Source organism: Nocardia vulneris, assembly GCF_001613425.1.
GTDB classification, from domain to species: domain Bacteria; phylum Actinomycetota; class Actinomycetes; order Mycobacteriales; family Mycobacteriaceae; genus Nocardia; species Nocardia vulneris.
In genome coordinates, this window is record NZ_BDCI01000023.1 from 394,601 (window position 1) to 406,955 (window position 12,355).

At 69.3% G+C, this 12,355-nt stretch carries 1 pseudogene; it reads left to right on the top strand.

Going from position 1 to position 12,355, the window contains the following annotated elements:
- Window positions 1-99: 99 nt before the first annotated feature.
- A pseudogene (locus tag NVU01S_RS26285) lies at window positions 100-12,333 on the top strand (amino acid adenylation domain-containing protein); the annotation flags it as partial.
- Window positions 12,334-12,355 lie beyond the last annotated feature (22 nt).

The following is a 12,355-nucleotide window of genomic DNA, read 5'->3' on the forward strand; positions in this document are numbered from 1 at the left end:
GGTGTGGTTTCACATGTTCGACAGGCAGGATGAGCAGAGTTTCATGGTTCGCGTAGTGGGGGACGTCAAGGAAAAAGAGGCACTCCTGTTGGTGCGAGCATGACGCGCCCAACTCGTGTCCGCCCCGCCAGAACCCGACGACCGCGGGTCATCACGCTGCCCCAGCTGATGGCGACCGCCGCGGAGGCGAACCCCGACGGCATCGCGCTGACCTATGCGGACGCCACAGCGACACTGTCGCAACTGAGCTACGCGGAGCTGGACGAGCGGTCGACCCGGTTGGCCCGGCTGCTCATCGACCGCGGGATCGGGCCGGAGGATCTGGTCGCCATCGGCATCCCCCGCTCGATCGAGTCGGTGACCGCCGTCTGGGCGGTGGCCAAGGCGGGTGCCGGTTTCGTCCCGGTGGACCCGAACTATCCGGCCGACCGGATCGACCACATGGTGAAGGATTCCGGTGCGGTCTTCGGCCTGACCACCCGCGCGGCCGCCGCTCAGCTGCCCGGCCAGGTCGAGTGGCTGGCCATCGACGACGAGTCCTGCCTGCGCTCGCTCGAGCGCTACTCCACCGAGCCGATCACCAACGCCGATCGGCTCGGCCGCCTGCATGCCGAACATCCGGCGTACGTCATCTACACCTCCGGTTCCACCGGCAGACCGAAGGGCGTGGTCGTCACGCAAGCCGGTCTGTCGAGTTTCTGCGATGAGCAGCGTGAGCGGTACCAGGTCGTCAGTGCTTCGCGGACATTGCATTTCGCGTCGCCCTCGTTCGATGCGTCGGTGCTGGAGTTGCTGCTCGCGGTGGGTGGCGCGGCGACGATGGTGATCGCGGCGCCGACGGTGTTCGGTGGCGAAGAATTGGTCTCGCTGCTGCGCCGGACCGGAGTGACGCACGCGTTCATCACGCCTGCCGCGTTGGCGTCGGTGGAACCTGCCGGTCTGGATGAACTGCGGGTCGTGGTCGCGGGTGGCGAGGCTTGCCCGCCGGAGTTGGTGCGGCGCTGGGTGATTCCGGTGGCGAACGGGCGGACCCGCGAGTTCTTCAACGGGTACGGGCCCACCGAGACCACGATCATGACGAATATCAGTGCGCCGTTGGTGCCGGACGAGCTGGTCACCATCGGCGGGCCGATTCGCGCGGTCACCGAATACGTACTGGACGAGCGGCTTTCGCCGGTGCCGGACGGCGTCATCGGCGAGCTGTACATCGCGGGCGCACAGGTGGCGCGCGGCTACCACCAGCGGCCCGCGCTCAGTGCGGCCCGCTTCGTGGCAAACCCCTTCGATCCCAACGGGGCTCGGCTCTACCGCACCGGCGACCTGGTCCGCTGGGTGGCCGACGGCAGGCTGGAGTACGCGGGCCGCAACGACTTCCAGGTGAAGGTGCGTGGCTTCCGGATCGAGCTGGGCGAGATCGACGCCGTGCTCGCCGCGCACGACAGCATCGATTTCGCGGTCACCGTCGGGCATCAGCTGGAGAACGGGACAACGATTCTCGCGTCCTACGTGCTGGCCGCTCCGGGTGCCACGGTGGAGACCGCCGAGCTCGTCGCGCTCGCCGAGCGCAGCCTGCCCGCGCACATGGTGCCGACGGCGATCACGGTGCTCGACGAGATCCCGCTCACCCCGGTCGGCAAGCTGGACCGGCGCGCACTGCCCGCACCGCAGTTGCAGACCAAGGAGTTCCGGGCGCCGAGCGGCCAGTGGGAACAGCTGGTCGCCGACATCTTCGGCGAGCTGCTGGACAGCGATGTGCCGGTCGGCGCCGACGACGACTTCTTCGAGCTCGGTGGCAACTCGCTGATCGCGACGAAGGTCGTGGCCCGCATCGGTGCGCAGATCAGCGCCCGGGTACCGGCCAGGACCGTGTTCGAGGCGCCGACCGTCGCGGCTCTGGCGGCGCGGCTCGCCCCGCTGGCCGGGGCGGGCGGGCGCGCCGCGCTCACGCGCATGTCACGGCCGGAACATATTCCGCTGTCGCTGGCGCAGCAGCGGATGTGGTTCCTGAACCAGTTCGACACGGCTTCGGCGGCCAACAACATTCCGTTCGCGATCCGGCTGACCGGCGCGCTGGATGTGGCGGCGCTGCGCGCCGCGGTCGCGGATCTGGTCGAGCGGCACGAGACGCTGCGCACGGTCTATCCCGCGCTGGACGGCACCGGCCACCAGGTCATTCTGCCTGCGGCGCAGGCGACTCCGGAGCCGGCGGTGATCCAGGTCGCGGCCGCCGAGCTGCCGGGCAGGCTGGCCGGATTCGCCGTGGCCGGTTTCGACGTCGCGGCCGAGGTGCCGCTGCGCATGGCGCTGTTCGAGGTCGGCGCCGACGATTACGTACTCGCCGTGGTGGTGCACCACATCGCGGCCGACGGCACCTCGATGGCGCCGATGGCGCGTGACCTGACCCTCGCCTACTTCGCCCGCAGCGCGGGCAACGCGCCCGAATTGGCCCCGCTGCCGGTGCAATACGCCGATTACGCGCTGTGGCAGCGCGCCATGCTCGGCGACGAGCACGATCCGGCCTCGGTGGCGGCCGAGCAGATCCGCTACTGGCGCAGCGCACTGGCCGGACTGCCCGGCCGCCTCGAATTGCCCACGGACCGGCCGCGTCCCGCGCTGGCCTCCGGGCGGGGCGGCGTGCACATGTTCGAGATCGACGCCCGGATCCGTGCCGGACTGGACGCGATCGCGCAGGACACGGGCGCCTCACTGTTCATGGTGGTGCACGCGGCGTTCGCGGCCCTGCTGGCCCGGCTGTCCGGCACCACCGATATCGCCGTCGGCACCCCCGTCGCGGGCCGCGGCGAAGCCGAATTGGACGGCCTGATCGGCATGTTCGTCAACATGCTGGTGCTGCGCACCGAGATCGATCCGGGCGCGTCGTTCCGCGAGCTGGTCGGCGCCGCCAAAACCGTGGACCTCGCGGCGTTCTCCCACGTCGAGCTGCCGTTCGAGCGGTTGGTCGAGGTGCTCGATCCGGTGCGCTCGCAGGCGCATCATCCGCTGTTCCAGGTGGCGCTGTTCTTCCAGAACATGGACAAGCCCGCGTTGGAACTACCCGGGCTGTCCGCGTCGGCGCTCGAACTGGACGGCGCGGCAGCCAAATTCGATCTGCAACTGACCGTGACCCCGCACGAGGGCGCGGACGCGGGTCTGTCGGCCATGTTCACCTACGCGACCGACCTGTTCGACGAGGCGACCGTCGCGCGCTTCGCGGCCCGGCTGCGCCGACTGCTGCGCGCGGTCACGACCGACCCCGATCGCCCGGTCGGCGACGCCGAACTGCTGTCGCTGGTCGAGCGTGACCGAATTCTGTTCGAGTGGAACGAGACCCGGCAGCGGCTCGCACCGGAACTGCTGCTCGACGGCTACCGGCGCGCGGTCGACGCCCATCCCGATGCGGTCGCGGTGGCCGACGAAGACACCACGCTTACGTATCGGGAGTTCGACGAGCGCGTCAATCAGCTCGCCCGCCTGCTGATCTCGCAGGGTGTGGGGGCGGAGTCGCTGGTCGGCTTGGCGATTCGGCGTTCGGTCGACCTCGTGGTCGGCATGTACGCGATCGTGACGGCCGGCGGGGCGTACGTGCCGCTGGATCCGGATCATCCGGCCGAGCGGATCGCGCACATCCTCGACACCGCCCAACCCGTCTGCGTGGTCACGACTTCCGCCGATGCGGCGGCGCTGCCGGACGGCGTGGCCACGGTGGCCCTCGATACCGCCGACCTCGCGGCATTCCCGGGCAGCCCGGTCGGCGCGGCGGAACTGCTGCGCCCCGTCGCGCCGCTGAATCCGGCGTACGTGATCTTCACCTCCGGTTCCACCGGGCGCCCCAAGGGTGTCGCCGTCTCGCACGCGGCGATCGTCAACCAGCTCGTGTGGATGCTCGCGGAGTACCCGCTGACCAGCGACGACGTCTATTTCCAGAAGACCGCGACGACGTTCGACGTATCGCTGTGGGGCTTCTTCCTGCCGCTGCGGGTGGGCGCGAAGCTGGTCGTCGCGACCCCGGACGGCCATCGCGATCCGGCCTACGTCGCCGAAACCATTGCCGCGCAGGCGGTGACGGTGACCGACTTCGTGCCGTCGATGCTGACGATGTTCGCGGCGCACACCGCGAAGGGCGCGTGCCCGACGCTGGCCCAGATCTTCGTGATCGGCGAGGCACTGCCGCCGGCGACGGTGGATGCGGTGTTCGCGGTCACCGACGCGGACGTGCACAACCTCTACGGGCCGACCGAGGCCGCGGTGTCGGTGACCTACTGGCCGGCCGACGGCTCGGACACCGGTTCGGTGCCGATCGGCTTGCCGCAGTGGAACACCCGGGTCTACGTGCTCGATGCCCGGCTGCGTCCGGTGCCCGAGGGCGTGGCCGGTGAGCTCTACCTGGCCGGTGATCAGCTGGCGCGCGGCTACGTCGGGCGGCCGGATCTGACCGCGGACCGGTTCGTGGCCAACCCGTTCGGCCCGGGACAGCGCATGTACCGCACCGGCGATCTGGTGCTGTGGCGCAAGGCCGCCGGCGCGGAGACCGATGACGAGATGGTGCTCGACTACCTCGGCCGCACCGATTTCCAGGTCAAGTTCCGTGGTCAGCGGATCGAGCTGGGGGAGATCGAAACGGCGTTGTTGGCGCAGCCTTCGGTGAGTCAGGCGGTCGCGCTGGTCAGCCAGTCGGCGCTGGGGGATCAGCTGGTGGCCTACGCGGTGCCCGTGCCGGGCGATCGGATCGATCTGCAGGAGCTGCGGACCGCCGTCGCGGAAACGCTGCCTGCCTATATGGTTCCGGCCGCGGTCGTCGCGCTGGACGAGTTCCCGCTCAACCCATCCGGCAAGCTCGACCGGAAGGCGTTGCCGGAGCCGATGTTCACCGCACAAGAATTCCGTGCGCCCTCGACCGCGCTCGAGGAGATCGTGGCGGGTGTGTTCGGCGAGGTGCTGGGGCTGACGCGGGTCGGTGCCGATGACGATTTCTTCGCCCTCGGCGGCAATTCGCTGATCGCTACCCAGGTCGTCGCGCGGCTCGGCGCCGCGGTGGGCGGCCGGGTGCCGGTGCGCACGCTGTTCGAGGCGCCGACCGTGGCCGGCCTTGCCGCCGTGGCCGATTCGCAGGTGCACGGTCGCCCTGGAGTCGCGCTGGGCAGTATCGAGCGCCCGGACGAACTGCCACTGTCCTTGGCGCAGCGGCGGATGTGGTTCCTCAACCGGTTCGACCAGTCCGATGACGGGTCGGCCGGTTCGGCCGCCTACAACCTGCCGTTCGCGCTGCGGTTGACGGGCGCGCTGGATGTCGAGGCGCTGGGCGCGGCGCTGGGCGACGTGGTGACGCGGCACGAGGTGCTGCGGACGGTGTACCCGGCGACCGACGCCGGCCCGATCCAGGTGGTGCTGCCGCCGAGCAGTGCTGTGCTGGACGTCACGCCGCAGGTGCTGACCGAGGCCGAGGTGGCGACAGCGGTTTACGCGCTCGCCGCACGTCCGTTCGACGTGACCGACGAGGTTCCGGTGCGGGTCGCGCTGTACCGGATCGACGGCACGGCCGATACCTATGTCTTCGCCGTCGTCGTGCATCACATCGCGGCGGACGCGTCTTCGATGGGTCCGCTGGTGCGTGACGTGATGGTCGCCTATGCCGCGCGGACCGCGGGTGAGGCGCCGGGCTGGGCTTCGTTGCCGGTGCAGTACGCGGATTACGCGTTGTGGCAGCGTGCGGTGCTCGGCGCTGAGTCCGATGCGGAATCGATTGCGGCGCAACAGATCGATTTCTGGCGTACGCACTTGGCGGGTCTGCCGGATCGGCTGGAGTTGCCTGCTGATCGGCCGCGTCCGGCGATCGCGTCGATGGCGGGTGCGCGGGTCGATGTGCGGATCGATGCGGCTACTCATGCCGGTTTGGTGGAGTTGGGCCGGGCGCACGGTGCGACGTTGTTCATGGTGGTGCACACCGCGCTCGCGGTGCTGCTGGCCCGCCTGTCCGGCTCCTCGGACGTTGCCATCGGCACGCCGCTGGCCGGTCGCGGTGAACGTGAACTCGATGATCTGATCGGCATGTTCGTCAACACCGTGGTGTTCCGGACCCGCTTCGAATCGGACGAGTCGTTCGTCGAATTGCTCGGCAGGCAGCGCGAATCCGATCTGCAGGCGTTCGCGCACGCGGATATTCCGTTCGAGCGGTTGGTGGAGGTGCTGAATCCGCCGCGTTCGACGGCGCATCATCCGTTGTTCCAGGTGGGCCTGTCGTTCCAGAACATCGCGCGCACCGCGCTGGAGCTGCCCGGCCTCGCCGTCGAGGGGCTGGACGCGGATCTCGCGGTGTCGCAGTTCGATCTGCATCTGATCGTCGGCGACAGCTACGACGAGTCCGGTGTGCCCGCGGGCATGGGTGGCTTCTTCACCTATGCCACCGATCTTTTCGACGCCACCACGGTGCAGGGCTTCGCCGAGCGGCTCACCCGAATCCTGGCCGCCGTGGTCGCGGACGCGACCACCCCGGTCGGCGATATCGAATTGCTCGACGCGGCCGAGCGCGACGAGGTGCTGGCCCGGTGGAACGCCACCGAACAGCAGGTCGACGAGTCGGCCACCTTGGCGTCGTTGCTCGACGCAGCGGTGGCGGCCGACCCGCGAGCTGTCGCGCTGGTGACCGATCTGCCCGACGGCGGCCGCGAGAAGGTCACCTACGGTGAGCTGGACGCGCGGGTGAATCGTCTTGCGCGGTATTTGATCTCGGTCGGTGTGGGTCCGGAGTCGCGGGTTGCGCTGGCGTTGCGTCGTTCGGTGGATCTGATCGTGGCGATGTATGCGGTGGCGAAGTCCGGTGGTGCGTATGTGCCGGTGGATCCGGATCATGCGGCGGAGCGGACGGGCTACATTCTGGAGACTGCGGCTCCGGTGTGTGTGCTGACCAATGCCGAGGCTGAGTTCGCTACGGATGTAGCGCCTTTGGTGCGCATCGATGAGCTGGATCTGGAGGGGTTCGCTGCCACGCCGGTCACCGACGCGGATCGGGTTGTGGCGTTGCGTGCGGAGAATACGGCGTATGTGATTTTCACGTCGGGTTCGACGGGTCGTCCTAAGGGTGTTGCGGTTTCGCATGGGGCGATTGCGAATCAGTTGCAGTGGAAGGTGACCGAGTTCGGTCTGGATGCTGCTGATGCGGTTTTGTTGAAGACGGCTGCGACGTTCGATCTTTCGGTGTGGGAGTTCTGGTCGGCCGCGGTGTGTGGTGGTCGTTTGGTGATCGCTGCTGCGGATGGTCATCAGGATCCGGCGTATCTGAACGAGTTGATGGCCCGGGAGTGGGTCACCACGCTGCACGTGGTCCCCTCGATGCTGGATGCGTTGGCCAACAGCGACTTCCCGACCTCGCTGTGGCGGGTCCTGGCGATCGGCGAGGCGCTGCCCGCTGGATTGGCACAGCGATTCCTGCGCGACTACCCGCGCGTGGAGCTGTTCAACCTGTACGGGCCCACCGAGGCGGCGGTGTCGATCACCAGCCATCGGGTCGGTCGCAACGACCAGACGTCGGTGCCCGTCGGCGGACCGGAGTGGAACAGCCACGTCTTCGTGCTGGATGCGCGGCTGCGGCCGGTGCCGGTAGGCGTGTCCGGTGAGTTGTATCTGGCCGGTGCGCAGTTGGCGCGGGGTTACTTCGGTCGGGCTGATCTGACCGCGGATCGGTTCGTGGCCAACCCCTTCGAGCCGGGCGTGCGGATGTATCGCACCGGCGATCTGGCGGCCTGGACCGCCGCGGGCGAGCTGGAATACCGGGGCCGCACCGACTTCCAGGTGAAGATCCGTGGTTTCCGGATCGAACTCGGTGAGATCGAGACTGCGCTGCTGGCTTTGCCGCAGATCGCCCAGGCCGCGGTCGTCGCGAAGTCCGATCCGCAGACCGGTGATCGCCTGGTGGCCTACCTGGTGCCTGCGGACGGTGACATCGAGGTGGCGGCGGTGAAATCCGCGCTCGGCACCGAACTGCCCTCGTACATGGTGCCTTCGGCGTTCGTTCTGCTCGACGCCCTGCCGCTCAACGCGAACGGCAAGCTCGACCGGAAAGCCTTGCCGGAGCCCGAATTCGAGCCGCAAGCCTTCCGTGCGCCGTCGACGCCGATCGAGGAGATCGTGGCCGCGGTGTACGCCGAGGTGCTCGGTGCCGAGCAGGTCGGCGCGGACGACGATTTCTTCGGTCTCGGCGGTAATTCGCTGCTGGCTACCCAGGTCGCGGCGCGGCTCGGTGCGGCGCTGGACACCCGGGTGCCGGTGCGGATGTTGTTCGAGGCGTCCACCGTCGCCGGACTTGCCGCCAAGGTCGCACAGCACGTGGGCAGCGGCGGCCGCAAGGCGCTGGTGGCCGGCCCACGGCCGGAACAGATTCCGCTGTCGCTGGCGCAGCAGCGCATGTGGTTCCTCAACCAGTTCGACACCGCGTCCTCGGTGTACAACATCCCGGCCGCGATCCGGCTGGCCGGCGACCTCGACGTCGCCGCGCTGGGCGCGGCGGTGACCGATCTGGTCGCCCGGCACGAGATCCTGCGCACCACCTACCCGCAATCCGGACTCGGCCCGGTGCAGTCCATCGCCGCGGTACCGGAGGCCACCGTGGATCTCGCGCCGGTGCGGATCAGCGGGGCAGAGGTCGCCGACGCCGTATACCGCGTCGTCGCCACGGGTTTCGACGTCACCACCGAGGTGCCGTTCCGGGCCCGGCTGTTCCAGGTCGACGACGCCGACTACGTGCTGGTCTTCGTGGCCCACCACATCAGCGCCGACGGCTGGTCGATGGGACCGCTCACCCGGGACCTGATGCTGGCCTACGTCGCCCGCACCGGCGGCGCGGCCCCCACCTGGGCGCCGCTGCCGGTCCAGTACGCGGACTACAGCATCTGGCAGCGCGAGGTGCTCGGCGCCGAGGACGATCCGAAGAGCGTGATCGCGCAGCAGGCCGAGTACTGGCGCGGCGCGCTGGCGGCCCTGCCGGACGAATTGGCACTGCCCGCCGACCGGCCGCGGCCCGCGGTCGCGTCCTATCGCGGGGCGACCCTCGATTTCGAGATCGACGCCGAGTTGCACGCCGCGCTGGATCAGATGGCCCAGCAGCACAATTCGACGCTGTTCATGGTGGTGCACGCGGCGCTCGCGGTGCTGCTGGCCCGGCTGTCCGGCAGCACGGACATCGCGATCGGTACGCCGGTCGCGGGCCGCGGCGAAGCCGAACTCGACGATCTGATCGGCATGTTCGTCAACACGCTGGTGCTGCGCAACGAGATCGCGCCGGGGACGACCTTCGAGGCGTTGCTCGCCGCGGTGCGCGACACCGATGTCGCGGCCTTCGGCCACGCGGACCTGCCCTTCGAGCGGTTGGTCGAATTGCTCGATCCGCTCCGCTCGGCGGCTCGGCACCCGCTGTTCCAGGTCATGCTGGTGTTCCAGAACCTCGCCGAGTCCTCGCTGGAGCTACCCGGACTCACCGTGGCGGGCATCGATCCGCAGGTGACCCCCGCCAAGTTCGATCTGCAACTCACCGTCGCGGAACGCCCTGAGCGGCAGGGCATCTCGGCGGTCCTGACCTATGCGACCGACCTGTTCGACGCGTCGACCGTGCAGAACTTCGCGGATCGTTTCCAGCGCGTGCTGGCCGCGGTCGCCGCCGATGCGGCGGTGGTGGTCGGCGATATCGACGTGCTGGCGGCGGGTGAGCGCGAACTCGTACTGTCGGAGTGGAATTCGCTGGGTGCCTGGGTTCCGGGCGCTACGCTGCCCGACCTCGTCGCCGAGCAGGCGTGGCGTCGCCCCGACGCCGTCGCGATCCGCTGCGGCGCTCGAGCGCTCACGTTCGGGGAGTTGCAGTCCCGGGCCAACCAGGTGGCCAGGGCGCTCATCGCGCAGGGCGCCGGCCCGGAAACGCTGGTGGCCGTGGCCATGTCGCGCACCGAGGAACTGCCGGTGGCGCTGCTCGGTGTGCTCGCGACCGGTGCCGCCTACCTGCCGATCGATGCCGCCTATCCGGCGCAGCGTCTGGAGTTCATGCTCGCCGATGCCGCGCCGGTCTGTGTGCTGACCACGGCGGCCGAGCGGGACGCGGTGCCCACCGGGGAACTGCCGGTGGTATTGCTCGACGAGACAACCACTTTCGCCGACGCACCGATTCTCGAGGCCGAGCGGCTCGCGCCGCTGCACCCGGACAACCTGGCCTACGTCATCTACACCTCCGGTTCGACCGGTGTGCCGAAGGGTGTCGGTGTCGCGCACCGCAACGTCGTCGAACTGTTCGCGAACACGCAGCCGCTCTTCCGGTTCGACGAGAACGACGTGTGGACGCTGTTCCACTCGTTCGCGTTCGACTTCTCGGTCTGGGAGCTGTGGTGCGCGCTGGCGCACGGCGGTTCGGTCGTGGTGGTCGACTATCTGACCTCCCGATCGCCGGAGCAGTTCCGCGAGTTGCTGATTCGCGAGCGGGTGACCGTGCTGAACCAGACCCCGTCGGCCTTCTACCAATTGGTCGAGGCGGACCGGGCCGCCGAACCCGCCGAGCTCGCGCTGCGGTATGTGGTCTTCGGCGGTGAGGCACTGGATCTGCGCAAGCTACAGCGCTGGTACGAACGCTACGGTGCGACAACCCGTTTGGTGAACATGTACGGCATCACCGAGACCACGGTGCACGTGTCGTTCCTGCCGCTCGGCGAGAGCGATGTGCGCGACGCGGCCAGCGTGATCGGCCGGGCCATCCCCGGCCTGGACGCCTACGTGCTCGACCCGCGGCTGCATCCGGCGCCGTTGGAGGTGCCCGGCGAGATCCATGTCGTCGGCGCGCAGCTCTCGCGCGGCTACCTCGGCAGGCCGGGCCTGACCGCGACCCGGTTCGTCGCGAATCCGTTCGGCGCGCCCGGTTCCCGGATGTATCGGACCGGCGATGTCGGCCGGTGGTGCGACTGTGGCGACAAGGCCCAGCTCGAATACGCCGGGCGCAGCGACCAGCAGGTGCAGCTGCGCGGCTTCCGCATCGAACTCGGCGAGATCGAGGCGGCGCTGCTGCGCTGCGACGGTGTGCGCCAGGCCGTCACGGTGGTCCGCTCGGACGCGCACGGGGAGCGACTGATCGGCTATGTGGTCGGCGCTGAGCCAGGGGCAATTGATCCGGTGACCGTGCGTTCCGAGGCGGCCCGGTTCCTGACCGGGTACATGGTGCCGGACGCGATCGTCGTGCTCGACGCGCTGCCGCTCACGCCGAACGGCAAGCTGGACCGAAAGGCGCTGCCCGCACCGGAATTCACCGGCGCCGCCGAGTACCGGGCACCCGAGTCGGCACTGGAGCAGGCGGTGGCGCAGGTGTTCGCCGAACTGCTCGGCGCGCCTGTCGTCGGCCTCGACGACGACTTCTTCACCCTCGGTGGCAACTCGTTGCTCGCCGCACAGGCGGTCGGGCGACTGCGCGAAGCCACCGGCGGCTCGGTGAGCGTGCAGTGGTTCTTCACCGACGCCACGGTGGCCGGGCTGGCCGCGCGGATCGAGGCCGGAGCGGCGGGGGAGATCGACGCCAACGCCGCGTTGAACGTGCTGCTGCCGATCCGCACCGGCGGCACCGAGACACCGCTGTTCTGCCTGCACCCGATGTACGGGCTGGCCTGGACCTACGTCGGGTTCACCCGGTACCTGCCCGCCGCGCAGCCGATCTACGGCGTGCAGTCCCCGGCACTGTCCGAGGACGGCGCGCTGCCGGAGTCGATCACCGCGCTGGCCCGTCGCTACGTGGCCGAGATCAGGGCGGTGCAGCCGGAGGGCCCGTACCGGCTGCTCGGCTGGTCGCTCGGCGGCGTGCTGGCGCACGCCATCGCGACCGAACTGCAGGTCGCGGGCCAGCGGGTCGAGCTGCTGGCCATGATGGACAGCCATCCGAATCCCGATGTCGTCGGCTTCCGGACGGCACTGCGGGGCGCGCTCACCGAACTCGGGTTCGGCGCGGACCTCGTCGCGGCCCAGGGCGATGTCTACGACCTGAGCGATCAGGCGCTGGCCGCGCTGCACGCGATGATCCCGCCGGAGCTGGTGGCCATCACGCCGGAACGGTTGCGCAGTATCTATCGCAGCGCGGTCCGCTCGGCCGAGCTCATCGCCGAGCATCGGCCCGGCGTGTTCCACGGCACACTCCAGTACTTCAGTGCCGCGGTCACCGATCCCACGGATGTGCTTCGCGCCACTGCGGGCGACTGGACCGCATTTGTCTCAGGCGAGGTGGTCGATCGGCCGATCGGAGTGACCCACGCGCTCATGACCTCGCCGGAGGCGCTGGCCGAGATAGGTCCTCAGCTGGCTGTTCTGCTCGGTCGCCGGGCCTGACGATGCCCTGCCGACGCGCGCG